29 protein-coding genes are annotated in these 26,522 nt (G+C 42.6%); 7 read left to right on the top strand and 22 right to left on the bottom strand.

Features of this window, described 5'->3' with window-relative positions:
• Window positions 1–65: 65 nt before the first annotated feature.
• The 11 genes from cls to O3621_RS02965 form a co-directional block, all read right to left on the bottom strand.
• The gene (gene cls, locus O3621_RS03015) at window positions 66–1,601 is read right to left on the bottom strand and encodes a cardiolipin synthase (protein WP_125340243.1); all 1,536 of its coding nucleotides are present in this window, start codon (window positions 1,599–1,601) and stop codon (window positions 66–68) included.
• A gap of 195 nt (window positions 1,602–1,796) precedes the next feature.
• Complete coding sequence (locus O3621_RS03010) at window positions 1,797–2,276, bottom strand: SP_0198 family lipoprotein (RefSeq protein ID WP_125352432.1); 480 nt, start codon at window positions 2,274–2,276, stop codon at window positions 1,797–1,799.
• 57 nt (window positions 2,277–2,333) lie between these two features.
• On the bottom strand, window positions 2,334–3,566 hold the full coding sequence (locus tag O3621_RS03005; RefSeq protein WP_125352430.1) for a folylpolyglutamate synthase/dihydrofolate synthase family protein: 1,233 nt from the start codon (window positions 3,564–3,566) through the stop codon (window positions 2,334–2,336).
• Window positions 3,567–3,748: 182 nt separating this feature from the next.
• Window positions 3,749–4,060 carry a DUF1292 domain-containing protein gene (locus O3621_RS03000; protein WP_125352428.1) on the bottom strand — a complete coding sequence of 104 codons (312 nt, stop codon included), beginning with the start codon at window positions 4,058–4,060 and terminating at the stop codon, window positions 3,749–3,751.
• Between the two features lie 24 nt (window positions 4,061–4,084).
• The gene (gene ruvX, locus O3621_RS02995) at window positions 4,085–4,504 is read right to left on the bottom strand and encodes a Holliday junction resolvase RuvX (RefSeq protein ID WP_011837635.1); all 420 of its coding nucleotides are present in this window, start codon (window positions 4,502–4,504) and stop codon (window positions 4,085–4,087) included.
• Window positions 4,504–4,770, bottom strand: a complete 267-nt coding sequence (locus O3621_RS02990; protein ID WP_002894075.1) for an IreB family regulatory phosphoprotein — start codon at window positions 4,768–4,770, stop codon at window positions 4,504–4,506. Before O3621_RS02990 ends, ruvX begins: the two co-directional genes overlap by 1 nt.
• A gap of 177 nt (window positions 4,771–4,947) precedes the next feature.
• Entirely contained in the window at window positions 4,948–5,490 is a 543-nt protein-coding gene (locus O3621_RS02985; RefSeq protein ID WP_314449610.1) for a hypothetical protein, read from the bottom strand.
• Window positions 5,491–5,595: 105 nt separating this feature from the next.
• Window positions 5,596–6,168 carry an SP0191 family lipoprotein gene (locus O3621_RS02980; protein WP_314449611.1) on the bottom strand — a complete coding sequence of 191 codons (573 nt, stop codon included), beginning with the start codon at window positions 6,166–6,168 and terminating at the stop codon, window positions 5,596–5,598.
• A 135-nt stretch (window positions 6,169–6,303) separates the two neighbouring features.
• Window positions 6,304–6,702 (bottom strand): transcriptional regulator Spx, encoded by a 399-nt coding sequence (gene spx, locus O3621_RS02975; protein ID WP_002894078.1) that lies wholly within the window; start codon window positions 6,700–6,702, stop codon window positions 6,304–6,306.
• Window positions 6,703–6,787: 85 nt separating this feature from the next.
• The gene (gene recA / locus O3621_RS02970) at window positions 6,788–7,936 is read right to left on the bottom strand and encodes a recombinase RecA (protein WP_049552832.1); all 1,149 of its coding nucleotides are present in this window, start codon (window positions 7,934–7,936) and stop codon (window positions 6,788–6,790) included.
• A gap of 58 nt (window positions 7,937–7,994) precedes the next feature.
• The gene (locus O3621_RS02965; protein WP_314449612.1) at window positions 7,995–9,251 is read right to left on the bottom strand and encodes a competence/damage-inducible protein A; all 1,257 of its coding nucleotides are present in this window, start codon (window positions 9,249–9,251) and stop codon (window positions 7,995–7,997) included.
• 238 nt (window positions 9,252–9,489) lie between these two features.
• Here O3621_RS02965 and O3621_RS02960 point away from each other — a divergent pair, with 238 nt between their 5' ends.
• Window positions 9,490–9,897 carry a helix-turn-helix domain-containing protein gene (locus O3621_RS02960; protein ID WP_072074749.1) on the top strand — a complete coding sequence of 136 codons (408 nt, stop codon included), beginning with the start codon at window positions 9,490–9,492 and terminating at the stop codon, window positions 9,895–9,897.
• Between the two features lie 207 nt (window positions 9,898–10,104).
• Here the strand turns inward: O3621_RS02960 and O3621_RS02955 are convergent, their stop codons facing one another.
• The 4 genes from O3621_RS02955 to O3621_RS02940 form a co-directional block, all read right to left on the bottom strand.
• Window positions 10,105–10,596: a hypothetical protein gene (locus tag O3621_RS02955; protein WP_314449614.1), complete on the bottom strand. Its 492-nt coding sequence runs from the start codon at window positions 10,594–10,596 to the stop codon at window positions 10,105–10,107.
• Window positions 10,593–11,216 (bottom strand): ATP-binding cassette domain-containing protein, encoded by a 624-nt coding sequence (locus tag O3621_RS02950; RefSeq protein ID WP_009754418.1) that lies wholly within the window; start codon window positions 11,214–11,216, stop codon window positions 10,593–10,595. The genes O3621_RS02955 and O3621_RS02950 overlap by 4 nt, the downstream gene beginning before the upstream one ends.
• Window positions 11,216–13,198, bottom strand: a complete 1,983-nt coding sequence (locus O3621_RS02945) for an ABC transporter permease (RefSeq protein ID WP_314449615.1) — start codon at window positions 13,196–13,198, stop codon at window positions 11,216–11,218. The genes O3621_RS02950 and O3621_RS02945 overlap by 1 nt, the downstream gene beginning before the upstream one ends.
• 67 nt (window positions 13,199–13,265) lie before the next feature.
• A complete protein-coding gene (locus O3621_RS02940; RefSeq protein WP_176693608.1) occupies window positions 13,266–13,532 on the bottom strand; it encodes a hypothetical protein in 267 nt (88 codons plus the stop codon).
• Between the two features lie 346 nt (window positions 13,533–13,878).
• Here O3621_RS02940 and O3621_RS02935 point away from each other — a divergent pair, with 346 nt between their 5' ends.
• Window positions 13,879–14,727 carry a helix-turn-helix domain-containing protein gene (locus tag O3621_RS02935; protein WP_371513611.1) on the top strand — a complete coding sequence of 283 codons (849 nt, stop codon included), beginning with the start codon at window positions 13,879–13,881 and terminating at the stop codon, window positions 14,725–14,727.
• A 9-nt stretch (window positions 14,728–14,736) separates the two neighbouring features.
• Here O3621_RS02935 and O3621_RS02930 read toward each other — a convergent pair whose 3' ends face one another.
• Together O3621_RS02930 and ruvA are read right to left on the bottom strand one after the other, a co-directional pair.
• Window positions 14,737–15,309: a DNA-3-methyladenine glycosylase I gene (locus tag O3621_RS02930; protein WP_371513609.1), complete on the bottom strand. Its 573-nt coding sequence runs from the start codon at window positions 15,307–15,309 to the stop codon at window positions 14,737–14,739.
• Between the two features lie 9 nt (window positions 15,310–15,318).
• The gene (ruvA, locus tag O3621_RS02925; RefSeq protein ID WP_371513607.1) at window positions 15,319–15,909 is read right to left on the bottom strand and encodes a Holliday junction branch migration protein RuvA; all 591 of its coding nucleotides are present in this window, start codon (window positions 15,907–15,909) and stop codon (window positions 15,319–15,321) included.
• 169 nt (window positions 15,910–16,078) lie between these two features.
• Between ruvA and O3621_RS02920 the strand changes: the two genes are divergently transcribed.
• The gene (locus O3621_RS02920) at window positions 16,079–16,585 is read left to right on the top strand and encodes a helix-turn-helix domain-containing protein (RefSeq protein ID WP_371513605.1); all 507 of its coding nucleotides are present in this window, start codon (window positions 16,079–16,081) and stop codon (window positions 16,583–16,585) included.
• The gene (locus tag O3621_RS02915) at window positions 16,569–17,090 is read left to right on the top strand and encodes an RDD family protein (RefSeq protein WP_185756493.1); all 522 of its coding nucleotides are present in this window, start codon (window positions 16,569–16,571) and stop codon (window positions 17,088–17,090) included. Before O3621_RS02920 ends, O3621_RS02915 begins: the two co-directional genes overlap by 17 nt.
• Window positions 17,091–17,125: 35 nt before the next feature.
• On the opposite strand, the gene mutL is transcribed toward O3621_RS02915, so the two are convergent.
• Window positions 17,126–19,072: a DNA mismatch repair endonuclease MutL gene (gene mutL, locus O3621_RS02910; protein WP_371513603.1), complete on the bottom strand. Its 1,947-nt coding sequence runs from the start codon at window positions 19,070–19,072 to the stop codon at window positions 17,126–17,128.
• Between the two features lie 171 nt (window positions 19,073–19,243).
• On the opposite strand from mutL, the gene O3621_RS02905 reads away from it, so the two are divergent.
• Together O3621_RS02905 and O3621_RS02900 are read left to right on the top strand one after the other, a co-directional pair.
• Window positions 19,244–19,684 carry a LytTR family DNA-binding domain-containing protein gene (locus O3621_RS02905; protein WP_371513601.1) on the top strand — a complete coding sequence of 147 codons (441 nt, stop codon included), beginning with the start codon at window positions 19,244–19,246 and terminating at the stop codon, window positions 19,682–19,684.
• The gene (locus O3621_RS02900; RefSeq protein WP_371513599.1) at window positions 19,681–20,151 is read left to right on the top strand and encodes a DUF3021 domain-containing protein; all 471 of its coding nucleotides are present in this window, start codon (window positions 19,681–19,683) and stop codon (window positions 20,149–20,151) included. Before O3621_RS02905 ends, O3621_RS02900 begins: the two co-directional genes overlap by 4 nt.
• A 48-nt stretch (window positions 20,152–20,199) precedes the next feature.
• Here the strand turns inward: O3621_RS02900 and mutS are convergent, their stop codons facing one another.
• Window positions 20,200–22,749, bottom strand: a complete 2,550-nt coding sequence (mutS, locus tag O3621_RS02895) for a DNA mismatch repair protein MutS (RefSeq protein WP_371513598.1) — start codon at window positions 22,747–22,749, stop codon at window positions 20,200–20,202.
• A gap of 78 nt (window positions 22,750–22,827) precedes the next feature.
• Window positions 22,828–23,265 carry an arginine repressor gene (gene argR / locus O3621_RS02890; RefSeq protein ID WP_371513596.1) on the bottom strand — a complete coding sequence of 146 codons (438 nt, stop codon included), beginning with the start codon at window positions 23,263–23,265 and terminating at the stop codon, window positions 22,828–22,830.
• A gap of 300 nt (window positions 23,266–23,565) precedes the next feature.
• On the opposite strand from argR, the gene argS reads away from it, so the two are divergent.
• Window positions 23,566–25,254, top strand: a complete 1,689-nt coding sequence (gene argS / locus O3621_RS02885) for an arginine--tRNA ligase (protein WP_371513594.1) — start codon at window positions 23,566–23,568, stop codon at window positions 25,252–25,254.
• 31 nt (window positions 25,255–25,285) lie between these two features.
• Here the strand turns inward: argS and nrdI are convergent, their stop codons facing one another.
• Window positions 25,286–25,774 (bottom strand): class Ib ribonucleoside-diphosphate reductase assembly flavoprotein NrdI, encoded by a 489-nt coding sequence (gene nrdI / locus O3621_RS02880; protein WP_002908478.1) that lies wholly within the window; start codon window positions 25,772–25,774, stop codon window positions 25,286–25,288.
• Between the two features lie 62 nt (window positions 25,775–25,836).
• Window positions 25,837–26,355 carry a lantibiotic ABC transporter permease gene (locus tag O3621_RS02875; protein ID WP_314449625.1) on the bottom strand — a complete coding sequence of 173 codons (519 nt, stop codon included), beginning with the start codon at window positions 26,353–26,355 and terminating at the stop codon, window positions 25,837–25,839.
• Between the last annotated feature and the right edge of the window lie 167 nt (window positions 26,356–26,522).

Here is a 26,522-nt window from a genome sequence, read left to right as displayed (position 1 = left end):
GCAAAAAATCTAAAACTTCCGCCTCAGATTTTCTGTATATTGCTTCAGAATTTGCCCCCTTGGCATTAGAGCATAGGTGCAAAGAGCTGCATGATTTCTTTGATAAAGCGACGATACCAGCTGCTATCAAGATTTTCAGGAAGAATTTCCTCAGAAGCCTCAAAAATGGCTTCAAAATCTTCCTTGATAGCTGGGATACTCTCCGTATGATACATCAGGACTGCATTTTCATAATGGTGCACCAGACTGCGGTAGTCAAAATTAATCGTCCCTACCACGGCAAATTCATCATCGGCCACCACGTTCTTACTGTGGATAAACCCTGGCGTGTACTCAAAGATCTTAACCCCTGCTTCCATCAGATCCGGATAGGCTCCGCGGGTAACAATCTGAATCAGCTTCTTGTCCGGAATGAAAGGAGTCACGATGCGGACATCCACTCCTCGCATAGCAGCATTCTTAATATCCTCCGTCAGGTCATAGTCAATAATCAGATAAGGCGTGGTAATGTAGACATAGTCCGTAGCCTGACTGATGATATTTTGATAGACCGTTTTGCCAACCTGATCCTTATAAATAGGCTTAGGCCCGCTGCCATAGGGAACGTAAAGCCCTTTGCCTTCGACAGCTTTATTTTCCAGATGGTACTTGTCAAAGTCTGTAATTTCCCCACGATTGATATACCAGTTCATGAGAAAGAGCCGCGTCAGAGCCTTGACTGCCCGACCTTCCAAGCGGACACCGCCATCTTTCCAGTGGCCAAAACGGACGATATGATTGATATACTCGTCAGCCAGATTGATGCCGCCAGTATAGCCAACCTGACCGTCAATGACCAAAATCTTGCGGTGGTCACGGTTGTTGTAGGATACCGTCATTCGCGGAATCACCTTGTTAAACTTATAAGCCTCGATGCCCATCTTGCGCAGCTTACGGGTATAATCGCCTGGCAAAGTAGCCATGCAGCCAATATCATCATAGAGCAGCTTGACTTCAACGCCTTGCGAAGCTTTTTCGACCAAGATTTCCAGAACACTGTCCCACATCAGCCCTTCATCGATGATATAAAATTCCAGAAAAATGAATTTCTCAGCAGCCCGCAGATCCTCCAACATAGCCTCAAACATCTCCTCACCGATGGGAAAATAGCGAGAAGCTGTACCGTCATAGACATCCGCATTATTGTCCATACTCAGTAATGACTTGATAATGCCGTAGGCCGACTTGTTTTTCTTTTTCAGCTGGACACGAAGATCGTAGCTGTTGTCCTCACGAAATTTCATAGAGTCCATATTTTCCAGCTGGATCATTTCCTTTTTAGACAGCCGCCGCTCGCCAAACATCAGATAGAGCAGGAAGCCAAATACCGGTACCACAGCAATCAGGAGCCAGGTCACCTTACTCTCCGGCGGCATATTGCGGTTGACAATGGCTAAAATGGTCCCAATATACAGGAAAACAATCATGACCACTGACAGCCAGTTGGGTGCAATCTCATTAAAATAGAAAAACGCAACAAAGACAAAGACCAGCTCCAGCAGCATAATAATGATGCTGAAACCGTATTTTGACATTAATAAGCGGAATTTCCTGAAAGTCATACACTCTCCTATCTCATTGCATATATTCTAGTATAGCAGTAAAAGCGCCTTAAAACAACGTTTATATCAATGCAAACCGCATTTCCGACCGATGAAAAAACTATGACAGCTTTTGAAAACTGCTCTGCCTCAGACCTTCACTCCCTTTCCGCAGCTGATAAAAGGAAAAACCCTATTCAAGACAGGGCTTTTTCATCATTGTTTTGTAAAGACCAGTGTGTCATCATCATAAGGCTCTTGGGAAAGGTCCTCGATAGTCAGCTGATTGCCCTCAATGCGATAGCGCTTGACATCATCCCCAATGACCATAGTCTGGTTGGTAGCATCAATTTGAACCTGTTCTATTTCCTGATCACCATCAGGCTCGACCTTGGTCAGCTGGCCAGTAGTTCCTGAAATCTGTAAGGTCAGCTGATCGCCTTCATGACTTGTCTGATAGCTGCCATCCAGCTCGCCATTGGCTGCTTGCTCAGAAGAGGATGCAGAAGCTGATGAGCTGCTATTGGCCGCACTAGACGTGCTAGCTACCGACGAAGACTCTGCTGGCTTGCTGGAAGCGACTGACTGAGACTGAGAGGAAGGTGCTGTCTGGTTCTGATTAGAACCGCAAGCTGTCAAGGCCAAAACAGCCGCAGCAGTTAAACCTGAAATCATTAACTTTTTAGAAATTGCCATAGTATTCTCCTTTTTCTTCTGTCTTTATTGTACCAAAGCGGGACTCTGGCGGTCAATTTATAAACTTGTCAAATAAGCTCTGACTTCCGCAATAAAATAGAGAGAGCCCGTAATGAAAAGCAGCTGATTATCGTTTTGCCTCTCCCGAAAATTCTGAATAAGTTGCCGATAATCCTCTATGTAGAAGAAGCCGTCCGCTTCAGCTTGACCAAGGGAATCTCCATCAGAAAAGGAAGTAACCGTCAACTGAACATCTGGCAAGGCCTCTCGCAGATAAGCCAGCATAGCGCTATAGTCCTTACGCTTGAGAGCACCGAAAAGAAGCAGGCACTCTTTGTCATTCTGGCTCTGGATAAACTCTACTAACCTCTGCAGCGCAGGAAGATTATGGGCCCCATCAAGATAGATACCTGGACTGACTTCTTCCAAGCGCCCAGCCCAACGAGTCTCCTGCAAGGCCGTCCGAATCCTAGCAGAATCTATTTCCCAGCCTTGCTGCTGCATGAAGAGCAGGAATGCCTGCAGGGCCAGCGCTGCATTTTCCTCCTGATAGCCCCCCTTGAGACCCAGTTCAAGATTGGATAGGGTCATAGTCGAATTGGAAAAAGACTGATTCGTCAGAGAAAAATCGCGACCATACTGATAGAGTTCTATTCCCAGCTCCTCAGCTCGTTGCTTACAAACCAATCGTGCCTCCTCTGGCAGCGGCCCGATGACCGCTGGCCGCCCCGTCTTGAAAATCCCTGCCTTTTGTTCCGCAATCGCCGTTAAGCCCCTTCCCAGAGTTTCTTGATGGTCCAAGCCCACAGAGCTGATGACCGCAATATCTCCCGTAATGACATTGGTCGTGTCCAAGAGTCCGCCAATCCCTACCTCAATCAAGGCCAAATCCACTTCCTGCTCCTTGAAATAGAGAAAAGCAATCAAAGTCAGAATTTCAAAATAGGACAGCTGGTCATGACTTTTGAGCAGTTCTTGCTCTATCTTTTGCACCTGCTGACCCAGACGGATAAAATCAGCTGAAGCAATCGGTTGGCCGTTGATACAAATCCGATCATGAATACTAATCATGTGAGGCGAAGTAAAACTTCCTGTCTTGCGACTATGCCCCGCAAACAGCTGACGCATAAAGGCAATAGTAGAACCTTTGCCATTTGTACCAGTTACATGAATCGTTGGATAGCTCCGCTCAGGATTCCCCAAAAGAGTCACTGCCTGCTGCATCCGCCCTAGACCCGAACGAAAGTTTAGACCAATTCGGCTGTTCAGCCATTCTTCAATTTCATTCATTTTCTTACCCAAAAAAGAGCAGCGAAGCAGAATTCAAATCTGAATTGCAACTCGCTCCTCTTTCTAATGTTTATCATAATGCACGCTGGAAAAGAGCCAAGGCTTGGCTACTTCCCTCTACTATCAAGTTTAAACGGTCTCTCACCTGCACTTGCCCATTCCTGACCAAGGCAGAGCCAGTCTTACTCCTCCATAAAGCTGTTGAAGACTTCTTCAATCATATCCCATTCAGCATTTGAGTCTTCTGGGATTGGCTGCAGGTCTCCTTCTGTGCCATCTTCATTTTCAGTAAAGGAATAAGCTTGAATCTCTACCTCACCGTTCTCATCTTCTTCCGCATTAGCCGGAATCAAAAGAACATAATTCTTTCCAAACTCTTCCTTACCGTCAATGGTCAAAAGAATTTCAAATAAAGTTTCGTTCCCTTGCTCGTCAACCAAGGTGATTAATTCACGCTCTTCATGCTCGTGGTCATGGTTATGATCATGTGTCATACTAGTGTCTCCTTCATTTCTTTTCTAAAAATTTCGATCCAGATAATTCTGCAAAATCAGCTGCGCGGCTAGCTTATCAATAACTTTCTTGCGCTTGCTGCGGCTAATATCCGCCTGCTCCACCAGCATGCGCTCAGCAGCCACCGTCGTCAAACGCTCATCCTGATAGTCAACCGGCAGGCCAAATAGCTCAGCAATCCGCTGACCATAAGCCTGACTGGCCTCCACCCGAGGTCCACTGGTATTGTTCATGTTCTTAGGCAGGCCAATAACGAACTTATCAACCTTATACTCTTTCACCAGCTCACCCAAGCGCTCTAGGCCGAATTCGCCCTTTTCTTCATGAATCGGAATAATCTCCAGTCCTTGAGCTGTAAAACCAAGAGGATCACTAATAGCAACCCCAACCGTTTTTGAGCCCACATCTAATCCCATAATTCTCATTAGAGATCGACGCCTTGTCCTTTCAAATAATAACGAACTAACTCCTCAACAATCTCATCGCGCTCGTATTTGCGGATTTGATTGCGGGCATTGTTATAGCGAGGTACGTACGCAGGATCACCACTGAGTACGTATCCCACGATTTGATTGATTGGATTGTATCCTTTTTCATTGAGCGACTTGTAGACATCGGTCAAAGTCTCGCTAATTTCCTTTTTATTTGAATCATCGAGATTAAAACGTACTGTTTCATCTGTAAATCCCACAATTACACCCTCTTTCTTTAGAATATCCCTATTATAGCATAATTATAGGCTTTTCACAAATTTAATTCACCCGAATTCTCCTAATTTTTCAATAAGCTTTAGCTAATATTTATCCGAAGTCTGACTCTGAAATCCAGCAAAAATCCAGCTCTCTTCAGAGAACTGGATGGAAACTTCCTAATTTGAAGACGGCACTTCCACACCGTCGCTTCCCTTAAACTTGTTCAGCAATTCTTCCGGACTCAGGGTCTCGATCTGCTCAAACAGCTGCGCGTAGTTTGGAAGCTTTTTGGCTGCTTCGTAGTCTAGGTTCTCAGGATCGATAGTCATCTCCAGAGAAATCTCTTCCGCTGTCATATCTGTTTTCAAGTCAAGACCGGTGATATTCACCGCCTCTTTCAGACCCAGTGCTTCCTCGATCAAAGACAGCATTTCCTTCTTCACAGTGGAAACATCCTGTTTTGACAGAGCTTCTTTAATGTTGTCAGGAATAGCCTTGCTGACATGCAGGATAACCTTCTCATACTTCTGTCCGCTGTAGCTGACGGTTAAGATTCTGGTTTCTTTTCCATGTTCTAATTGCTTCTCAGTTTTATAGGACTTAGTGACAATATCTCCTTTTCCAGCTCCTTCCTGTGAGGGTGAACTGTTATTTGACTGCTGACTGCAAGCTGTTAAAATTGCCAAAGCTGCCAGCAAAAAGACAATTAATTTTCTCATGTCTTATCTCCTTCAATATTGAGCTGATTTTATCATATCATTATAAAAACGGCGATGTCAAACTGATTGTCACTCTGTCATTAAAATGTAATAAAAAAGAGCAGCTTATTTCTGCTCTTCTGCTCCATTCATCAGGAGATTGTTGATGTACTCTTCTGGCGTCAGCTTAATCATTTCTTTGAGCTTGAGATTTTGAAAATAAGGCATAGCCGCTGCTTTTTCGATATCCAGACTCTCAAAGTCGTAGGTGGAAGTCATTTTTAGCTCGTTCTCATTCAAAATTGTCACTGAACCGCTAAAGCCTTGAAGTCCACGAGCCTGCACATAGTCTGCATCCTGCTCCAGTGACTCATTGAGCGACTTCTGCGCTTCCTCCAGCCCCATCTGCTTGATGGCTTCTTTCATCTCATCATCAGTCGCAGTCAGCCTTTCAATAACCAAGCGTTTAAAATGCTCTCCATGATAAGTCACTGTCTGGCTCTGCTGGTTTCCTCGTTCATCCTTTGGAAAAACAAGCGTCCGAGTAATCACTTCCTGCTGCTTGGCATTATCAATGATAGGCAGATTATTGCTGATTTCTTTCTTGTCAGCCGCATTCGAATTCGTCTCTGTCTTTTTATGTCCACAGCCTGCTAACAACGCCACACTCAATCCCAGTCCTAATAAAATTTTCTTCATCTTCCATCCTCCTCAGAGATATTGTATCACAGTTCTGCTCCTTGTCAATCCATCCAGTCGCCAAAGCCCTCTGTCAACCCGAACAAAAAGAAGAGCCGAGATTCTCTTCCCGACTCTTTCAGTTATATTCAAAGATTAGAGAGCTGCCCGCAGACGAGCTTCTGCATTTTCAACATTGCGAACAGAACGTGGTAGAAAAGCACGGATATCATCTTCTTTGTAACCAACTTGGAGACGTTTATCATCCACTAAGATAGGACTTTTCAAAATACGCGGGGTCTCCATGATGATGTCAAGAACTTCGTTGACACTCAACTCTTCAATGTCAACACCCAAACCCTTAGCATAGCGGTTTTTTGATGAAACAATGCTCGCGATACCATTTTCTGTTTTGGTTAAAATATCCAGAAGTTCCTCTTTGGTGATGCCTTCTTTGCCTAAATTCTGTTCTTTATAAGTTAATTGATGAGCGTTTAGCCAGGTTTTTGCTTTTTTACAACTAGTACAACTTGAGACAGTATAGATTGTGATCATGTAAGTACTCCTTTCGCTACACGATACTAATATCGTAGTCTATTATATCACAAAAACCATCGGTCTTGCGACCTATTTTGCAAAATTACTCTTCAATTTCGATGGCATCTTCCAAATCAAGAGTCACTTCTTCCATCGTTTCCACAGGACTGTCAGCCTTGTTGCCAACTGTTTCTTCCAGCTCGTCTCCATCAATCAAACCATAGCGTACACGAACCTGACGGTCAATTTCGTCAAAGACTTCTGGATGATCAGCCAAGTACTTCTTAGCATTTTCAGATCCTTGACCGATTTTTTCATCATTGTAGGAGTACCAAGCACCAGCTTTTTTGATGATATCCAAATCAGTCGCAATCTTAATCAGCTCACCTGTCTTAGAAATACCTTCTCCATACATGATTTCTACAAAGGCTTCCTTGAATGGCGGAGCTACCTTATTTTTAACAACTTTGATCTTGGTTTCTTTACCAACATTGGTATCCTTCTCATCACCAGTTCCCTTGATTTGAGTATTACCACGGACATCCAAACGGACAGAAGCATAGAACTTCAGTGCACGACCACCTGGTGTTGTTTCAGGATTACCAAACATAACGCCAACTTTTTCACGCAGCTGGTTAATGAAAATCGCAATTGTCTTCGTTTTGTTGATAGAAGCAGACAGTTTGCGCATAGCCTGGCTCATCATCCGAGCCTGCAAGCCGACATGGCTGTCGCCGATATCGCCATCGATTTCTGCACGTGGTACCAGGGCTGCAACGGAGTCCACAACCACCAAGTCCACCGCACCTGAGTCAATCAGCTTACCGGCAATTTCCAGTCCCTGTTCGCCAGAGTCAGGTTGAGACAGCAGTAACTCATCAATATTAACACCCAGAGCAGCCGCGTATGACGGATCCAAAGCATGCTCAGCATCGATAAAGGCAGCGATACCACCTTCTTTTTGCGCTTGAGCAACTGCGTGAAGAGCAACGGTTGTCTTACCAGAAGACTCTGGTCCGTAAATCTCAATAATCCGTCCCTTAGGATAACCACCGGCACCAAGGGCAATATCCAAGGCCAAAGAGCCAGAACTCATAACTTGAACCTTTTGCTCTGCCCGCTCGCCAAGACGCATAATGGCTCCCTTACCAAAATCCTTTTCAATGTTTTTAAGAGCATTATCCAAGGCTTTTTGGCGCTCATCGCCGAATTTCTTTGAGATTTCGTCTAATTTTTTTTGTTTCTTTGCCATTTATTTCTCCTGTTTTTTCTAAAATGTCTTTTGGCCATCTTCATCATTATACCAAAAATCAGCTATTTAATAAAGTTTTTCGTACTAGGTTGAAGGCGTGCAGAACAGCAATTTTCCGCACATCACGCCGACTTCGTCCAGCAATATTGGCCTTAATAGTTTCTGTTCCAGCAGCACTAGCTAAGCCGATAAAAACAGTCCCTGCTGGATGCTCTTCCAGTGAATCTGGGCCTGCCACACCTGTCAGACTGACAGCTAAGTCGCTTTCGGTTAGCTTTCTAGCCTGCTCTGCCATTTTCCCAGCCGTAAAAGCTGAAACGACACCGTGCTTCTCCATGTCTCCCAACGGAATATCCAGCATCCGGCTCTTTTCCTCCATGCTGTAGGTGACAAAGCCACCTGAAAAAATGGAAGAGGCTCCAGCAAAATCAGCCAAGGTCGCCTGAAAGAGCCCTGCTGTCAGACTCTCCGCCGCCGAAATCGTCTTTCCTTGACTTTTGAGCAAATCAAAAGCCACCTGTGCCAAGGAATTGTCATCCCCATAACCATAGAAAATCTCTGACAGTGATTGCCCCTCAAAAGTCTTATGGGACAAAATTTCCTTTTCCACAGCCTCAAACTTAGTGTCGGCTTCTGCCTGACTCAGAGCCTTGGTAGACAGTCGTAGGGTAACTTCTCCTGTCTTTGCATAAGGAGCAATGGTGGGGTCACTCTGCTGCTCAATCATCTCTGACAAAATAGTCACTAGCTGACTCTCGCCGATACCAAAGAAGCGCAGCACCCGTGAATACAATTTCTGGCCTGTGGATAAGAGGGGAACCAGCTCGTTATTGACCATGGGCTTGAGCTCACTAGGCGGGCCAGGCAAGACTACATAGGTCACTCCGTCTGCTTCTAACAATCCTCCGACAGCTAAACCAGTCACATTTGGTAAAGGAGCCGAGCCTTCAACCAGCTGGGCCTGACGCTCATTATTGGGCGTTCGAGCATAATCTGGTCGACTAGCAAAAAAGCGATCCAGCTTTTCCACAGCCTGTGAGTCAAAAATGAGCTCACGTCCTAAGAACTTAGCCAAGGTCTGCTTGGTCAAATCATCCTCTGTTGGCCCCAAGCCTCCTGTCAGGATAATCAGATTACTGCGCCCTTGAGCAATTTCCAAAACAGAGAGGAGACGATTTTCATTGTCCCCTACTGCTGTCTGAAAATAGACATCAATCCCCAGACTCGCCAGTTTTTCAGATAAAAATTGGGCATTGGTATTGACAATCTGACCCGTCAGAATCTCAGTGCCCACAGCAATAATTTCTGCTTTCATAGAACCTCCTACCTTACTATTCGGAATTGGCTTTATTTTATCACAAAAAATCTTAAAAAAGTTGATTTTCATTCCAGGAAATAAAAAGAGCTGTCAAGCTCCTTGACAAACTTGTCAACATGCTGTGGAAAACTTTTAAGAATGACTGGTGTTATGCAGAATAACTAGATTGTTAGGGAAATGCTATTGGCAAATTGTTTCATTATTTTTATAATAAAGATGAAGAAAGGAGATCATCATGAAAATTTCACAAGTTCTCAAAGATATTCGTCAACAAAACCAACTCACTCAGGAGGCTTTGGCGGAAAGACTCAAGGTTTCCCGCTCTGCTATTGCCCGTTGGGAAAGCGAAAAAGGTATCCCTGATATTGGAAATCTCATCGCTATCAGTCGGGAATTTGATATCAGTCTGGACACACTCATCAAGGAGGATGAGCGCTTGGAGAAAAAGGTCATCGAAGATAGCAAGGCCAAGAAATGGCATTATTTAGTCATTTTCTATCTCTTCTCCGTTTTGGTTGAGATTGCTATTTTTGCCTATTTGCATCATATCTTTATGGCTGGCTTCCTCATCTCCACCCTCTTTATGCTATTCTATGAACTGCGCATCTTTATCAAGGAAAAGATTTGGTTGCAGAAAGGATAACTAAACAAAATTCCTTGGATGATAGAAAACCAAGGAATTTTTTCTATGAAACAAGGAATATAGTCGCACTATTATGAAAATTATGAAAGAGAACAGACAAGCAATGAAAAAAAGGAAAGTAAAACTGTAGCTACCTTTGACAAATGCTTTGTATTTCAAAAATTTATTGGAACTTTTGTCTTTATGCGTTTGTCGTGTCATCATAAATTATTTTTTAAACGCTTCGTATAGTTTTTTATAGAACTCTTTCTTTTCTTTTTTTTGATTATTAAACTCTTTTTTGCCGTAATCAAAATTCGCTACTGAAAATCCCTTGCCATCATCAGAAAAAGTGAAGAATTCTATCCCAATCAATTTATTATTTTTAGCATCTACTACAGTAGTTCCTAAATTATTGTTAAATTGTTTAACTTCTTCTTCACTAACTCCAAACCCCATAGAAGTGCCATCTGCAATAATATTTGAAAACACTTCTTCTGAAGATGCTACTTCTTTGACAGATATTAGATAGACAGCATCTTCTGTTTCTACTTGCCTTACCTTATCCCATCTTTCGGTATCATTCGAAGAGATTGTATAGACTGTTAAATCCACCGAAGGTTTATTGGAATTTTCTTTTTTAATCACTTGTTTGCCAATTAAGACGATTGCGAGTATTCCAATGACTAGTAGCAAACTAATATAAATTTTCTTTTTCATGCCTGACTTCCTATATCTTTTATGTCAATGATAACATCAACTTTACTATATACAGCTGGATCATGTGTTGCTATAATAACATAATTGTTCTTGGCTGCTTCACTCAATAATAAGTTGATGATTTCATTCCCAATCTCACTATCCAAGGCTCCTGTAGGTTCATCCGCTAAAATAATTTTACGCGGTTTCATTAACATTCTTGCAATAGCTACACGCTGAGCTTGTCCCCCAGACAATTCATATATTTTATGTTTTAAATAGTCCCTAGAAAGGCCTACTTTTTCAAGTATCTCAGATATAATCTTTTTGTCTTTATTGAGGAGTTTTAAATTATCATATACTGTTTTGTTTTCTATCAAAGAATAATTTTGGAATACATACCCAATAGTATTTTTAAAATAGGTTCTTTCTTTGGTTTTCCAAATATCCTGTTTATCAACTAACACTTTTCCACTGTCAATTTTTTCTAGCCTTCCTATAATGTTTAGCAAGGTACTTTTACCTGAACCCGAACCGCCAATCAAGGCGTAGCTTTTCCCAGCTTCAAAGGTTAAATTTAAATCTGTAAATATTTCTTTTGAGCCATATTTTTTTGTAACATTCACAATTTCAATTGTCATTAGTCATCCCCTTTTAGAATTTGAGTGTATCTATCAGATAATTTTCTGAAACTCATTATCATTGACATCATTAAAACCGTTAAAGAAGCAAGACCAATATACAATAACTCTATTTGTCCTGTCATGATAAATGTCAATAAGATAACCATTATAATCGTTATCATAAAATATTTTAGACTTGAAATGGCTATACCTGTTTTCGATAGGCCTAAAATGATTTTTTTGACATAGTCATTCTGTTTTAAGGCAACAAACATTTGAGCATATTGATAAATGAGTAGAAATACAATTCCACAAATAATTATTTGCAGTATTTTTGAAAGGAGAATTTGGTGCTCTAAAGATTGAATATTAAGTTTCACAGTTTGGTAAACCTCGACTGGATTGATTGAAAAATTCAAACTAGCACTCAAATCGTTGATTTCCTTAATTGCTTCTGGACTAAAAAGTGAGTTATATATGATATTGCTTGCCAAAATAAAATCGTTAGTTTCTACCATTTTATCAGTATCTAATATAACCACTATATTACTCTTACTATTTGTCACACTTTCCAAAGGTAGATTATCTTTATTTTCAGGGACACTACTGCCATTTTCATTGAAATAGAAAAATTCTTGCCCATCAGGAATGACTTGCACCGTAAGATCATCTTTTGTATAGTTTGTACCAGTAAATTGTTCTGCTACAACCGTATTCTCGATTGATGCCTTATTCTCTTTAAATTTATTAGGAATATAGATGGTTGCTATTTTATTATCTAAAATACGATAGTTTGTTCCATTAACTTTATTTTGTACCTTAGCACCTGTTTGATTGATATAAACCAGCTCTTTATTAACCTCTGGATTCGTTATCCCATCACTTTTTAATTGCTTAGAAAAATCTTCTGTAACATGAGAAGTTTTCATAAAATCTGGAACATAGGCTGAAGATGATTTGATATATATAAAATCCAGTTTTTTTAAGGCTTTAGCAATCTCTATATACTTAGCTCCTGAGTCATTTGCTTCTTCTCCATTAGTAACAGATTCATTTTCAATACCCAAAAACTCTAGTCTTTTCCAATCTTTTACTGCACTCCATGGTTCTAAATGCTTTATCTGTATATTTATCTTTGATTGACTAGCCTTTGTTTCCCGTAAAAAGACTCCTGAAACAACTATTATGCTAGAAATAACCGCAAGCCATACGATAAAAATGAGGCTGTTTTTGGCCTTATTTTTTATAATTTCAATAGGCTTTTCAACCTGAATCGTCAGCCAAAATAAAACAAAGGTGATGAGATCAATGATTTGAAAAATTATAAAATTGGTTAGAAGTAGAGAGAAGAATAACTTGGAACTATAGGTGAAGAGACCACTCCCCAGAAAAGAGCCATAGAAAACCATCAATAAAGCAACTAAAATCAGCTCAAAAGTAACAGAAATTAAATAATCCTTTTTTAGGTTATACACAGGCAATCCTAAAGAACGTCTTATCATCCCTTCTTTAATCTTTCTCGCTCTAACAACAAATAAAACAACTAATAAGGTTAAGTAAATTGAAATCATTAACAAAAATCTTAAAGAGCCAGTAAATTGTATCATTCCTCCCATATACCAAGGGTAAGCCATATATACTACTTGCAGACCTGTAGACGTAAGTTTTTTTAAACCATTTGAATCTATTTCCCCTAGAGTATAGTAAATCCCTGTTATCGGTATAGACTTTAATTGTTCATGGCTGGCATCATCAAGATTTATATAAGTCAACTGTCCTGAATTCTGAACCACCGGCTTGTATATTTTAACTTTTTTCTCTTCTGATAGGCCACTAATCATTTGATATATTTCTTCATTAGAAAGATTGCTTTTCCCTTGAATGGAGAAGGCACCATCAATTGGTAAAGGTATTGGTTTTTGAGTATCACTAATACTAACCAGACCAATGGCAGCAATTAAGCAAAAAAAGAGTCCTATAACACCTAATTTTAATTTCATAAGCTCCTACCTATATTATAAAAGACCCTATAATATTATTGGTTCTTCCAACTTTCATAAACTATTGTTAAAATTTAAAGTAGTTCCAATGTGCATTTAATCGAACATCATTCCAACTTTTTGTTGAACTTGACATTGCCCATCCATATTTTTGAGAATCAGATGACTTAACAGTTCCCCAAAGATTAGTTATCGAAGATTTTGAACCAATATTATTCGGAGATTTAACATAGTAATTAGAATAACCATAGTTATCATTCACACCATAATTCCATTCATCAATAATCGGATATGGGGCTGGATATGCTACTTCTGCACTAACGATACTAGTCATAGTAGTTAGCCCAAAACCTAAAGAAACTGTAGCTAATAAAGCTAATGTTTTATTTTTAATTCTTAAATTTTATAGATTCTAATTTTTAAATATATATATATTTAATCTTTGCCTACTTTTTTGAAATATTTAGAACATTGAACTCACTCCCCTTCTATCCTATCCACCTTATCTCCACGGCCACCACCATGGGAGTGCATTTACAAGCATTATTAGCGTCATTGCCAATAAAATAGAATTGTATTTCACTTTCTTCATTTTTGCCCTACTTTTTATTTCATGATATACTATTTTAAAATATTTTTTCAAAATGTAGCTTTTAGTAACATTTTAAAAAGGAGTTCTTATGCGCTGGGATTATGGAAAAATCTATAAAGAAATTAGGAAATCAAAAGGGTTGACTCAAGAAGAAATTTGTGGAGATTTTTTAGCTCGCTCAACTTTGGCACGAATTGAAAGCGGACAAGTCGTGCCAAAGTTCGATACCATGATTTTTTTACTTCGCCAGATAGATATGACACTAGAAGAATTTAAATACATTTGTGATTATTATCAACCTAGTCAGAGACAGAAAATTTTAAATTCTCTTTACAACCAAGGTGAGTCTATTGTAGGGACAGAAGGTTTGTTACAACTAAAGAGAGAATGCGAGGCATATCTATATAAACATTCCGATATTCCGATTAAACATGCTTTAGATATCATCAATATTACTATTCATCTGAGACAAAATGGAATTTCTGAGACAAAAGAAATTAATGCTACTACCAATAAAATTTGGGCGTATTTAGAGAAACAGGACACTTGGTATGAAAGCGATTTTCGACTTCTTTCTACTATCCTTTATTTCTTCCCTTTAGAAAATATCAAACAATTTACCCAAAAGATTTTAAATAGCATAAAAAAATACCAATCATTTCGCTATGGGAATAATCTACAAATCGGACTCTTAGTCAACCTTTCTACCATCTATCTTTATAATGGATTAAAGAGAGAATGCGCTGAAATTACTAAATACATTTACGATTTGTCAAAAAAAGAAAAACATTATGATTCCCTCGGGCTTTCACAGATTCGACTTGGAATTTGCAAAAATGATAACGAATTAATAAAAAAAGGGATTGCTCTACTACAACTTGCCGATGAAAAAGAACTAGTAAAATCGTTAAAAGAAGAAATTGAAAAATACCGTTGAGAGTCTTTCTCAAACGGTATTTTTATGTAAATTGAAGTCACAATCATTTTCATGGTCATTGATAAGGCCAGCGGCTTCTAAGAATGAATAGACACAAACAGGACCAACAAATTTGAAGCCTTGCTTTTTCAGCGCCTTGGACATAGTTTCTGACAGCTCTGTCTTAGTAGGGGCTTCCTTGTAGTTCGTAATTTGATTGTCAATCGTTTTGAAATCGACAAAGGACCAGATATAGTCGTTAAAAGAGCCAAACTGCTTTTGAACAGCCAAAAAAGCCTGGGCATTAGCCCTAGTCGCATAGATTTTCATCTTATTACGGATGATATTAGGATTATTTAAAAGACTATCCAAGTCTGCATCCGTCATCTGGGCAATTTTCTGGGCGTCATAGAAATGAAAAGCTTCCCGAAAAGCCTGGCGTTTATTCAGAATGGTCTCCCAAGAAAGTCCAGCCTGATAGGTCTCCATGCAAAGCAATTCAAATAATTTCTGATCATCATGGAGGGGCTTGCCCCACTCCTCATCATGATAGGCCACATACAAGGGGTTGTTCATTTTTACCCAGCCGCAGCGTTTGGTCATAGCTTCCTCCTATTTCACCAACATCTTGAGGGCTGACTTGATATAGTTTTCAGCTGTATCCGTCGTTCCTTCAAAGAATTTCTTTATTTTCTTAAGCTCAGCAGCCTTATAGCCTAGTGCCAGCATGGCTTCCATGGCTTCTTCCAGCTCCTGATTATCCACAGTCTGGACAGGTGCCTTGCTTTCTGCCGGACCATCTGCCGCCACTACCTTGCCTTCTAAGTCCAGCACCATCTGCTGGGCTGTCTTCTTGCCAATCTTAGGAAACTTGGTCAGATAGGTGATGTTTTTTTGCTCAATGGCTTGCACTAAGCCAGCATTATCATCCGCTGCAATAATAGCCAGGGCAGACACTGGGCCAATACCTGAGACTGAAATCAAGCTGAGAAAGAGTTGCTTCTCCTCCTCGGTCGCAAAACCGTACAGGAGCTCCGCGTCTTCTCTCACCACCTGGTGGACATATATCTTGGCTTCCTGATGGAGATGACCTGAGTAAGCATAGGGGTTGGCCACATGAAGAATATAGCCGATAGAGTTGACTTCCAACACAATGTATTTGGCTGTAATTTTGCTGATGATTCCTTTAAAATATTCGTACATAATCTTCCTTCTTTTTGTATCATTTTGCCTATCTAGTATATCATATTTTCTGTCTGGAAACTGCAAATAGAAGTGCAACCAGCGGTTGACAAAATGTACAGGAAGCTGTATTCTCAAGATAACTAAAAGCTGTTAGGATAGAGTTAGCAAAGAAAAGGAGGCTGTCACGATGAAACTCGCTGATAAATTATTTGAACTAAGAAAAGAAAAAGGCTGGTCACAAGAAAAGCTAGCTGAACAGATCAATGTCTCTCGCCAGAGCATTTCCAAGTGGGAGTCTGGCCAAGCGCTGCCAGAGCTCGAAAAAATTGTAGAGCTGAGCAAGATTTTCCAAGTGACGACAGATTATCTGCTTTTAGAAGACGGCGACAAGCCGGAAATAAAACCCGTCCTCTCAGAAGACGAAAAAGATCGCTACTACAAGGAAGTAAAATCTTATGGCTTCTGGCAGGTTCTATATATTTTTGTATCAGCCTTGGCTATCTTTCTCTTTTTCGCAGGTTCTAGCTTTCCAGCAAAATTCACTGCCCTGGTCTGGTTAACCTTTTTCCTCTTAATCGCATCAGCAATGGCTATTAACAAGGCGCTAAAGATTAAGAAAAAGTATCTGGACAAGGTTATCGGCCTTGATGAGGATTCTAAGAAAGAAGGTGCTAAAGATAAAACTAAAAACTGACAATCCCATACCTGTCAAAACTCGTCTGAAAGATCTGATTGGAGACTGGCTCTTCATCTCAGGCTACCTCATTGCTCTTTTTTTACTAGCTATGGGCTGTTACAATCTGGTTCTAGGAGGCATTCCTGCATTCACTGAAGTCCAGAGCCAGCTTCTGGCTTTTTCTACCTCCGTTCTTCCTCTAACTATCATCTTTGCTTGGCTAGACTATAGAAAAGGCAGTTTTGGCAAGCGTTGGGCAGGTTTACAGCTGATTTACAAGCATAGGAGCCTTGCCCACAGCCTTTTGCGCTCTGCTATCAATTTTTTCCCTTGGCAGCTGGGGCATATGGGAGCTATCCGTAGTGCTTATCAAGCAGATAATCTGTCAATTTTCTTGTCAACTTCAGCAGGGATTCTCTTCTTAATCTTTCTGCTGATGGGACTGCTTCGCAAGGATAAACGCCATCCAGCTGATTTGCTTGCTGGAACACAAGTTCAGCTCAAAAATTCAAAACAGCTCTAGTTCGATGACTAGGGCTGTTTGATTTTCTATAGAGTTTAGTATTTCCCCAACTCCCGTAGGCTAGTATGATTTTCCTGAATGCGGCGGAACATTTTTTCCATATCCGACTTGGTAAAGTTGACCAAAACCGGCCGGCCGTGTGGGCAGTTGTAAGGATTATCACACTGGGACAGCTGAAAGAGCAAGTCACGTGCAGAGTAGTCATCCAGACTGTGATTGGCCTTGATGGAGCGTTTGCAACTCATCATAATGGCTAGCTCTGCTCGATATTTCTTGATAGAAACTTCCTTGGTAAGGAGAAGCATATCACACATCTCATAGATGCCGGCCTCAATCTCCTCTTCCTTGAACCAAATGGGATGTTCACGGAGGATAAACTGGTTGGCTCCGTACTCTTCTAAAAAGATGCCAGCGTCTTCTAACAGCTCCATCCGCTGCTTGATTCTCAGCATATCGTCCGCTGGAAATTCAAAGATATAAGGCACCAAGAGCTGCTGCTGGCTATTGTCCACATCTCCAATCTTCTCCCGATAATACTCATACTTGACCCGCTCTTGAGCAGCATGCTGGTCAATAATGTAAAGACCACCCTTGCCCTGAGCAAATAGATAAGTGCCATGCATCTGGCCGAAATATTCTAACTCTGGGAAACTTGACTTCTCTTCCTGCTCCAACTTATCCACAGCCCGCTCCAGACTAGCCTGGTCTAGCTCTGGATGGTCTAATTGGTCATAGCTAGCAGGCTTTCTCTCTGCGAATTTGACCGAAGTCGGTTGTGGCGGTTCTGCTTTTTCATCTGTCGCTTCATGAACAGGCCCTGCTGATTCTTCAAAGGATAGTTGTTGCTCGGCCACCTGTGGCTTGAGGAAGAAGTCATTCTGCTCCTTATCGTAGTAGAGGCGATTTTCTTTCAGCGGAAGACTGGTCTGTTCGGGCTTAGTCGCACGCTTAACAGTTGATTTGGCTAGATTTTCCAAAGCATCTGGGATAAGGTCCTGCTCCTTGAGACTGGTCGCAATGGCTTGCGAAATCAGGGCCATGAGTTCCCGCTCCTTAGAAATTCGCACCTCTTGCTTGGTCGGATGGACATTGACATCAGCCAGATAGGGGTCAATCTGAATATTGATGACCGCTAGTGGAAAGCGGCCTACCATCAGCTTGCTGCCGTAGCCGTCCAAAATAGCACGATTGAGCAGGAAATTCTTAATGTAGCGACCGTTGATGAGAATCGAAATATAATTCCGATTCGCACGAGTCAGCTCAGGCAGGCTGACATAGCCGCTCACTTCAAAGTCCAGATCTGAAGCAGAGATTTCCACCATTTTCTTGGCTGTTGCCAGACCATAGATGCCTGCAATAGCCTGACGCAGATTGCCACTGCCGGCAGTCCGTGTCATTTCGCGGCCGTCACTGATAAGGGTGAAAGCCACTTCCGGATGGGCCAGACTAAGCCGATTAATCACATCAACGATATGGGAAAGCTCTGCCTGCTGGCTCTTCATATACTTGAGCCGGGCTGGAGTATTAAAGAAGAGATCTTCTATCTTGATTTTCGTTCCTACCGGACTGCTAGTAGGCTCATGCTCTTCGATCTCGCCACCCTGGGCAACCAGCAGAGTCCCGTGCTGGCCGGCTTCCGTCGCTGTCTCAATGGTAAAACGCGAGACAGAAGCAATGGAAGGAATGGCCTCACCACGGAAACCCAGCGTCCGAATCCGAAAGAGATCCGCCTGTTTCTTGATTTTACTGGTAGCATGACGTCGAAGGGCAAGAGGGACATCTTCGTGATCTATGCCCTCGCCATTATCCGTCACCTGAATGCTCTTGAGTCCGGCCTCCTCGATTTCGATGGTAATTTGGCTTGCACCCGCATCAATTGAATTCTCCACTAGCTCCTTGACCACGCTGCTAGGCCGCTCAATGACTTCACCGGCTGCAATCTGATTGGCCAGAATTTCTGGAAGTTCGATAATTTTTGACATCTTTTTCTCCGTATTTGTTCTGCTATCTATTATAACACATTGGGCTTTTTCTATCAGAGGGCAGCCTTTTCTTGACCATTCTGTCCGCCAGCCAAACCATATAGACACAAATAGCTGCCACATAGACAAAAGGGCTTGTTTTCGCTGCTAAGTTGCGGTTTAATAAGGGTGATGAAAGTTAAGCTAAGAATCGATTCTCAAATTACCGAAGACTCCGTTAGCATTGAGGCTCGCCTCATGACAGAAAGCATTCAGGAATTGGTCCACTTTGCTCAACATCTGGGTAAAGAGGACAAGATCCATGTCAAGAAAGAAGACGACATCTATCTGCTGAATGCTAAGGAAATCCAGCGAATCTATACAGAAAATCGCCAGATTCAGGTTCGAACAGCAAAAGACGGCTATCGAACTCAACAGCCTCTTTATCAATTACTGCAGATCCTGCCGGACTATTTCCTGCAGATTTCTCAATCGGAGATTATCAACAGCCGGCAAATCAGCCACCTCAAGCTGACTCCAAATGGTCTGATTCAAATATTTCTGAAAAACGGTGATCAGACTTACTCGTCCCGCCGTTATCTCAAATCTATCAAAGAAAGGTTGCAATTATGAAAACTCGTCTTAAAGAACTCTTTTTCGGAGGGATTGGAGGGATTTTCATTGGTCTCTTCTTCTCCATGATTGTTTCTTATTTTTACAATCCAGTTTATCTACCGCTTCATCCTCGCTCTCCTATCGGCCACTTCTTTTTGAGCCAGCATGTCCATGTTTCCCTCATCATGCTCTACTGCATGCTTATCTGGTTTATCATGGGAGCCATTTTCAGATGGAGTGGAAGCTTCTTCCAAAGAGACTGGAGCATCCTGCGCTCCATCGTCAGCCACTTTGGCGTGATGATTCTAACCTTTGCACTTTTAGCTAACCTAGCTGGATTTTTCCCAAGAGAAAAAATACTCAGCCTGACACTGACTGCCGTCGGGGAATTCACCCTCATCTATCTGGTTATTTCAGGCGTTATCTACTACCACACCTACCGCAACATTCAAAAAATTAATAGCGGCTTGTCTAGCAAATCGTGAGAAATAAAAAGAGCAGACTTGTGAAATTAACAAGTCTGTTCTTTGTTTTTACAACTTCTTCTTGAGCTCAGCTACGGCCGCCATGACTTCCAGGGGAGTCATATTGTAGATGTCCAATTCTCGGAGTTCAGTCAGGACTGGATTTTCCGTTCCTTCTGCAAAAAGAGACATCTGCTCCGCCACTTGTAACCGTTTTTGTCTGGATTCGGTAGGAAGCTCTGAGCCTAGTCCTGTATCCTGACTCTCCAAATGACTCAAAATGCTATCCGCCCGCTCCAGTAATTTCTCAGGAAGTCCGGCAATCTTCGCCACATGGATTCCGTAGGACTTGTCAGCCGGACCCGGCTCAATCTTATGCAGGAAAGTCACCTGCCCGTCCTTTTCCAAGGTTGCCACATGGACATTTTCCAAATGCTCCAAGCTATCCTCTAAGGCTGTCAGCTCATGATAGTGGGTGGCAAAGAGGGTCTTGGCTCCAGTATAATGATGAATATGCTCAATAATAGCCTGAGCCAGCGCCATCCCATCGTAAGTAGCCGTCCCACGGCCCAGCTCATCAAAGAGGATGAGCGAACGCTCGCTGGCCTGTCGAATGGCCCGATTGGCCTCCATCATCTCCACCATAAAGGTGGACTGGCCAGACACCAGATCATCCGCCGCACCGATGCGAGTGAAAATCGCATCGAATAGCGGCAGACTGGCAGACTGAGCAGGCACATAAGAGCCCATCTGTGCCATAATAACGATGATAGCCAGCTGGCGCATATAAGTTGATTTCCCGCTCATATTAGGCCCGGTAATCAGCTGAATGTCTGTTTCCTGGTCCAGCAGAATACTATTTGGAATGTAGCTTTGGGCACCCATGACCTTTTCCACAACAGCATGCCGGCCTTTTTCAATCTGCAGACAGCGCTCTGCAGTAAAGACGGGGCGCACTAGATGCTGTTGCTCTGCTACCGCAGCAAAGCTCTGCAGGACATCTACAGCTGCCAGCGTTTGTGCCAAGGCCTGCAAGCGCTGGATGTATTTGCCAGCTTCCTCGCGAATCCGCATGAAAATCTCGTATTCCAAATTAGCAGATTTTTCACGCGCCTCCAACATCTCTCCCTCAATCCTGGCCAGCTCCTCCGTTCCGAAACGCTCCGAATTTTTCAGGGTCGCCTTGCGGAAGAAATGACTAGGCACATGAGCCAGCTGGGAATTGGTCACGTGGAAATAGTAACCATCTTTTTTATTGTAATCAATCTTCAGATTGCTGATGCCGCTATTAGCACGTTCTTTAACTTCCAGCTCCGCAATCCATCCAGTCCCCTCCCTCAGCACAAGCCTATACTGATCCAAGGTCTCATCAAAACCGGTCCGAATGATATTGCCCTCGGTGATGATATGGGGCGCATCCGGCGAAATAGCTGAGCTAATCAAGCCTGCCAACTCTGGAATAGGATCCAAGCCCTCAATCAAACGAGCTAGATGCTGGCTACCGATTCCTTGCAAGATAGCCTTAATCTGAGGCACATTGCCCAATGTAGCTGCCAGCTGCAGCAGATCCTTGGGATTGGTCTTGCCAAAAGACACCCGACTAGCCAGCCGCTCGATATCGTAGACTCCCTTGAGGCTCTCCGTCAAATCACTCCGCTCAAAGAAATGATCCAGAAAAACCTCGACGACATTCTGCCGCTGGCTAATTCGCGCTTCATCAATCAGCGGCCGCTGAATCCAAGAGCGCAGCATGCGGCCGCCCATGGCCGTCTTAGTCTCGTCCATCAGCCAATAAAGACTGCCGTGCTTCTTGCCCGAGCGAGCATTTTCTGTCAAATCCAGACTCGCCTTGGTGGCATAATCCATTTGCAGAAAGTCCTTGATTTCATAATGCTGAGCCTTCTTCAAATGGCTGAGCTCCCTCATCTGGGTCCGGTGCACATACTCCAGCAGTTTCCCCGCTGCCTGACGCTCCATAGGAGATAGCTCCTCGCCCAGCAGCTGAACATCGTCCAAGGCCGTCTGTACATAGGACAGCAAAAGGTTCATCTGTCCAGCCAAAACCTGCTCCTCAGCTTCTGGCAAGGCATAGCCCAGCACCACTTCTCTAGCTTTCAAATTGCGGATTTCCCCGCAGACCAAGGCAAAGTCCTCTAGACTGGTCACCTGAAACTCACCGGTCACCAAGTCCATATAAGCCAGACCATAGAGGCCGTCTGAGTAATCCAGAGCCACCAGAAAGTTATTAGCAGAGTCCGGCTTACTGGAGTCCACCACTGTCCCCGGTGTGATAACCTGAACGACCTCCCGCTTAACAACTCCCTTGGCTTCCTTGGGATCTTCCATCTGCTCCGCAATCGCTACCTTATAGCCTGATTCGACCAAAACATCAATATACTGCTGAGCCGAATGATAGGGAACTCCGGCCATGGGAATGGGATTTTCAGCATTTTTATTGCGGCTGGTGAGAGAAATCTCTAAAATCTGGGCGGCATTGACCGCATCATCATAAAACAACTCATAGAAATCCCCCATCCGAAAGAGCAAGAAAGCATCTGGATAGTCCTTTTTGATATCCAAATACTGCTGCATGCCTGGCGATAACTTTTCTACTGCCATCTCTATCCTTTCTAAAAACAAACGAGGTCAGGACTTCCGTCTCAAACCTCTCCATTTTTCCTGAAAAAACTGTGATTCTTACATCACTTCCTGTATTTGCTCTTCAATCTCTTGAGCAGCTGCCTGATCCCGGCAAACCACTAAAAGAGTATTAGCACCCGCAACGGTTCCCAAAATACGACTATCCAGCGAGCTATCCACGACATTGGCCAGCACTGTTGCCTCGCCCAGGCCCGTACGAAGAACCAGACTAAACTCTGCCCTGGCTACACTCTCCACATGCTTGGCTAAAAACTCTATCAAGTCAATCTCTTCAGTCTCATGCGCCAAAACATAATAAGTCAGCCCCTTCTTCTTAACTTTAGTCAGGCCGATTTCACGGAGGTCACGCGACAGGGTAGTCTGTGTTACATAAATCCCTTGCTCTTCCAGACGATCCTGAATCTCCTTTTGCGTTCCTAGCTTTTCTTCCTTAATCATCGTTTTGACTAACTGATGACGGTCATTCTTTCTCATTTTTACCTCATTATTGAATAATTAGAAGCTGCATTCATGAAGGGCACTTCATCCGATCAAAGGCTGCTTCTCCATCAATCTAGGCAAAGATTTGCAGGAATTCTGAGAATAAACAAAAAACTTTAACCAAGAGTGTCAGGAAAGGAAGCATTTAGATGGAAAACTCATCTATAAATACAGGTTCTTATCCCTCTTATTATATCAGAAAAATTCCTATTAGCCCAAAAATTATTCCCAAAAAAATTGAAGATTCCTTGAAAAATGTGATAAAATAATAACAAAAGACACAAAGGAGCAAATATGGATAACAAACAGTTGATTGCCGGCGAATTGGCCAAGGTTATTGACAACCTTGATCAAGACGCTATTTTAAATTTATTGGAGCAGCCAAAGAGCTCTGAACTTGGTGATATCGCCTTCCCAGCCTTTTCTCTGGCAAAGACTGAGCGCAAAGCTCCTCAAATCATCGCTGCTGACATCGCTGAAAAGATTGATACAGCGCATTTTGACAAAGTCGTTGCGACTGGTCCTTATGTCAACTTTTTCCTCAGTAAGGCTGAAATTTCTGGCCAAGTCATCAAAGAAGTCATCAAAGACGGAGCTGACTACGGCCAGCAGAACGAAGGAAATGGAGAAAATGTCACCATTGACCTATCCAGCCCAAACATTGCCAAGCCTTTCTCAGTCGGCCACTTGCGCTCTACTGTTATCGGTGACGCTCTTTCCAACATCTTCCGCAAGATTGGTTACAACACCATCAAAATCAACCACTTGGGAGACTGGGGCAAACAGTTTGGTCTCCTGATGGTAGCTTATAAGAAGTGGGGAAGCCAGGAAGCTGTTGAAGCTAACCCTATCGACGAGCTCCTCAAACTCTATGTGCGTATCAATGCCGAGATTGAAAACGACCCATCTCTGGATGAAGAAGGCCGCCTTTGGTTCAAGAAGCTGGAAGATGGCGACCCAGAAGCAACTGAGCTCTGGCAATGGTTCCGCGACGAAAGTCTGATGGAATTCAACCGTATCTACGAACTCCTAGGTGTCGAATTTGACAGTCTAAATGGTGAAGCCTTCTACAATGACAAGATGGACGAAGGGATTCAAATCCTCGAAGAAAAAGGTCTTTTACAGGAATCAAAAGGAGCTAGCATTGTAGACTTGGAAGACTTTAACCTTCCGCCTGCTATGATTAAAAAATCAGACGGTGCTACCCTCTACATCACACGTGATATTGCAACAGCTATCTACCGGGCTCGCACTTACAACTTTGTCAAAAATGTCTATGTTGTAGGTCAAGAGCAGGCCAACCACTTCAGACAACTCAAGGCCGTTCTGAAAAAGATGGGCTTTGACTGGAGCGATGACATGATTCACGTTGACTTTGGTCTGGTGACTAAGAACCGTCAAAAACTGTCTACACGTAAAGGAAACATCATCCTTCTCGAACCAACTCTGCTGGAAGCTATCAGCCGGGCTAAGAGCCAGATTGAAGCTAAAAACCCAGATTTGGAAAACAAGGACGCTGTTGCTCGTGCAGTTGGAGTCGGAGCAGTTAAGTTCTACGATCTCAAAACTGACCGCCGCAATGGTTACGACTTTGATTTGGAAGCTATGGTTTCCTTCGAGGGAGAAACAGGCCCTTACATCCAGTATGCCTATGCTCGTATCCAGTCTATCCTGCGTAAGGGGAACTTCCAGCCAGATGCAGAGGCTACATACAGCCTAAACGATCCAGAAAGCTGGGAAATTATCAAGCTGCTTCAAGACTTCGGCCGTGTTGTCAAGCGTGCTGCTGATAACTATGAACCATCTCTGATTGCCAAATATGCTATCAGCCTGGCCCAAGCCTTTAACAAATACTATGCACACACACGGATTCTGGACGAAAGCCCTGAGCGCGACAGCCGTCTGGCTCTCAGCTACTCAACAGCTGTTGTCCTCAAAGAAGCTCTGCGTTTGCTGGGAGTAGAAGCCCCAGAAAAGATGTAAGCTTGATTTAGAACATCAAAAAACGAAAACCTCACTGGTTTTCGTTTTTTTCAATATGATAAAGTTCTTCAATAATCCCTGCAACCTTCTTAATGTCTCCCAACATGCCGCGCATTTCAAAATCGGCCAAAACCGGAAATCCGAAGCGCTCTGAGTATTGCTTGGCAGTCAGACAGTATTGGTTGTTAAAGTTTCGATTGCCGCTGCCAATGACGCCCAGACACTTGCTGGCATTCTGACCATAGGCGATAAAATCCCCCACATCTGTTGTCAGAATTTCTACATCACCATTATCCACACCATTGCCACCCTCCAGATAAGTTGGCAGAAAAGCGATAAAAGGGTTGTCCATTTCAAAAAAGGGAATTCCTTCCTTTACCAGATCTTTGATATGAATCTTCTCTACTTCTAGGCTTGGATGCTGCTCCAGCAAATAGTCTGTCAGCCTACGGACGAAACTCTCTGTATTGCCACTTAAGCTGATGTAAACCAAGGAAACCTTTGTCATTTTACTCTCCATTCTAAAAAATAACAGATATTGCTTCTTAAAATTGTAAGCACTTATCTGTTATTTGTCAAATCTTATTCGCTTGCAGCCAGTTCTGCTTTTTCAGCTTCTTTTTGCTGCTGGACTAGCTTAAAGATGACGATGGAAAGGAAGATTAGGCTAATGACTACTGAAAGGAGGATGGAGAAATTCAGCCCCGTCATCTGTGCCGAAAGAAGAGTTGAGTCTGAAAAAGAAGAAGCTATAATTCCCTTTGATACCACATAAGCATAGGCTGTCGAAATCAAGCCCACAAGAACATCGGCAATGTAGATAAGATTGGCCTTAAATATATCTTTCCTAAAAAGGAAGAAAAGAGCCACTATCAAGAGAACGATGTGCCCGTAAAAAAAGAAATTATTGGCTAGCGAATTCGCCACTTCTGCACTTTTGCTAAAATAAGTGGCATACTGGGATTTTGCTGGTTCTTCTATCTGCTTAAGAATGCTTTTCACTCCAGCATCAGAAGAAGTGAACTTGCTAAAAAGTTCCCACAAGGTTCCCACGGTTGACAATCCCAGCAAAACATAAAGATAAATTGGTTTCTTTTTCATGAACGCCTCCTGTAAAGAAATATTTTCACTTATTATACACCGAAAAGAAAAAGCTGACAAGACCAAGAGGCTTTCACCTTTTCAGAACCACACACAATAACTAAATCCTTTTTCATATCCTCGATTAAAAAATCAAAGCCGAAACACTGCTGTCTCGGCTTTTTTAA

Origin of the sequence: Streptococcus sp. 20925_1_22, from assembly GCF_041431685.1 — a bacterium.
Classification (GTDB): Bacteria; Bacillota; Bacilli; order Lactobacillales; family Streptococcaceae; genus Streptococcus.
Note: the sequence above shows the minus strand (reverse complement) of the source record. Positions and strands in the feature narration are given on the sequence as shown.

Bases quoted from the DNA above. Each gene is read 5' to 3' on its own strand.
- mutL (WP_371513603.1), bottom strand. From the start codon at position 19,072: ATGTCAAAAATTATCGAACTTCCAGAAATTCTGGCCAATCAGATTGCA.
- O3621_RS02965 (WP_314449612.1), bottom strand. From the start codon at position 9,251: ATGAAAGCAGAAATTATTGCTGTGGGCACTGAGATTCTGACGGGTCAG.
- O3621_RS02930 (WP_371513609.1), bottom strand. From the start codon at position 15,309: ATGACCAAACGCTGCGGCTGGGTAAAAATGAACAACCCCTTGTATGTG.
- O3621_RS02985 (WP_314449610.1), bottom strand. From the start codon at position 5,490: ATGAGAAAATTAATTGTCTTTTTGCTGGCAGCTTTGGCAATTTTAACA.
- recA (WP_049552832.1), bottom strand. From the start codon at position 7,936: ATGGCAAAGAAACAAAAAAAATTAGACGAAATCTCAAAGAAATTCGGC.
- spx (WP_002894078.1), bottom strand. From the start codon at position 6,702: ATGATCACAATCTATACTGTCTCAAGTTGTACTAGTTGTAAAAAAGCA.
- O3621_RS02980 (WP_314449611.1), bottom strand. From the start codon at position 6,168: ATGAAGAAAATTTTATTAGGACTGGGATTGAGTGTGGCGTTGTTAGCA.
- O3621_RS02960 (WP_072074749.1), top strand. From the start codon at position 9,490: ATGAAAATTTCACAAGTTCTCAAAGATATTCGTCAACAAAACCAACTC.
- O3621_RS02940 (WP_176693608.1), bottom strand. From the start codon at position 13,532: ATGACTAGTATCGTTAGTGCAGAAGTAGCATATCCAGCCCCATATCCG.
- O3621_RS02935 (WP_371513611.1), top strand. From the start codon at position 13,879: ATGCGCTGGGATTATGGAAAAATCTATAAAGAAATTAGGAAATCAAAA.
- O3621_RS02905 (WP_371513601.1), top strand. From the start codon at position 19,244: ATGAAAGTTAAGCTAAGAATCGATTCTCAAATTACCGAAGACTCCGTT.
- argS (WP_371513594.1), top strand. From the start codon at position 23,566: ATGGATAACAAACAGTTGATTGCCGGCGAATTGGCCAAGGTTATTGAC.
- ruvX (WP_011837635.1), bottom strand. From the start codon at position 4,504: ATGAGAATTATGGGATTAGATGTGGGCTCAAAAACGGTTGGGGTTGCT.
- cls (WP_125340243.1), bottom strand. From the start codon at position 1,601: ATGACTTTCAGGAAATTCCGCTTATTAATGTCAAAATACGGTTTCAGC.
- O3621_RS02900 (WP_371513599.1), top strand. From the start codon at position 19,681: ATGAAAACTCGTCTTAAAGAACTCTTTTTCGGAGGGATTGGAGGGATT.
- O3621_RS02945 (WP_314449615.1), bottom strand. From the start codon at position 13,198: ATGAAATTAAAATTAGGTGTTATAGGACTCTTTTTTTGCTTAATTGCT.
- O3621_RS03000 (WP_125352428.1), bottom strand. From the start codon at position 4,060: ATGACACATGATCATAACCATGACCACGAGCATGAAGAGCGTGAATTA.
- ruvA (WP_371513607.1), bottom strand. From the start codon at position 15,909: ATGTACGAATATTTTAAAGGAATCATCAGCAAAATTACAGCCAAATAC.
- nrdI (WP_002908478.1), bottom strand. From the start codon at position 25,774: ATGGAGAGTAAAATGACAAAGGTTTCCTTGGTTTACATCAGCTTAAGT.
- O3621_RS02920 (WP_371513605.1), top strand. From the start codon at position 16,079: ATGAAACTCGCTGATAAATTATTTGAACTAAGAAAAGAAAAAGGCTGG.
- O3621_RS02955 (WP_314449614.1), bottom strand. From the start codon at position 10,596: ATGAAAAAGAAAATTTATATTAGTTTGCTACTAGTCATTGGAATACTC.
- O3621_RS03010 (WP_125352432.1), bottom strand. From the start codon at position 2,276: ATGGCAATTTCTAAAAAGTTAATGATTTCAGGTTTAACTGCTGCGGCT.
- mutS (WP_371513598.1), bottom strand. From the start codon at position 22,749: ATGGCAGTAGAAAAGTTATCGCCAGGCATGCAGCAGTATTTGGATATC.
- argR (WP_371513596.1), bottom strand. From the start codon at position 23,265: ATGAGAAAGAATGACCGTCATCAGTTAGTCAAAACGATGATTAAGGAA.
- O3621_RS02875 (WP_314449625.1), bottom strand. From the start codon at position 26,355: ATGAAAAAGAAACCAATTTATCTTTATGTTTTGCTGGGATTGTCAACC.
- O3621_RS02950 (WP_009754418.1), bottom strand. From the start codon at position 11,216: ATGACAATTGAAATTGTGAATGTTACAAAAAAATATGGCTCAAAAGAA.
- O3621_RS03005 (WP_125352430.1), bottom strand. From the start codon at position 3,566: ATGAATGAAATTGAAGAATGGCTGAACAGCCGAATTGGTCTAAACTTT.